This is a genomic window from Mesorhizobium sp. M4B.F.Ca.ET.089.01.1.1, from assembly GCF_004022605.1.
In the GTDB taxonomy this organism is placed as follows: domain Bacteria; phylum Pseudomonadota; class Alphaproteobacteria; order Rhizobiales; family Rhizobiaceae; genus Mesorhizobium; species Mesorhizobium abyssinicae.
Genome location: NZ_RZOS01001163.1, coordinates 1 through 641, shown reverse-complemented (window position 1 = coordinate 641; position 641 = coordinate 1). Strand labels below are relative to the sequence as shown.

General features: G+C 65.4%; 1 protein-coding gene. It reads left to right on the top strand.

All coding sequences use genetic code 11. From position 1 onward, the window contains the following. Positions 1–641 (top strand): MobA/MobL family protein (locus EN780_RS36600; protein WP_189557110.1); only part of this gene is annotated, 641 nt, incomplete at both ends.

The following is a 641-nucleotide window of genomic DNA, read 5'->3' as shown; positions in this document are numbered from 1 at the left end:
AGTTGGACGTGCACGCGCCGCATGGCGCCGAGAGCGAAGGCGAGCGGGCGAATTATCACGCGCATCTGCTGATCACGACGAGGCGTCTCGGCGAGGATGGGTTTGCCGCGAAGAAGGCGCGCGATCTCGATCCGGTGATCAAGCGCAGCGCGGGCAGGGCGACCGTCGCCGAAGGAGAGGCCTGGGGCGTGCTGTGGCGCGATCACCAGAACCAGTATTTTGCCAGCCAGGGTTTTTCCATTCGCGTCGATGCCACGAGTGCGGTGCCGCAGGAACATATCGGCCCTGTGCGGATGCGGGCGGCGGACGCAGAGGCGAATGTCCGGGCCGAGCAGATCAGGCGCGCGAATGAAGAGGCGGCGCGCGACCCGGAAAAGGTGCTTGGCGTTCTGACGCGCAACCAGGCAAGTTTTTCCGAATACGATCTCGACCGGCATTTGAAGAAGCACATTCGCGACGAGCACGAACGGGCCGGCGTGAAGGCGGCGGTGTTCGGGCGTCAGGATGTGCTGGCGCTTTATGATCGCGAGACGGGAGAGGCGCTGGGGCGGTGGACGACGCAGGCGGTGCGCGAGCAGGAATCTTTAGCGCTTGCCGACGCGAGGCGGGTTGCCGCGGGCGATCACCGCAATGTCGGGTCT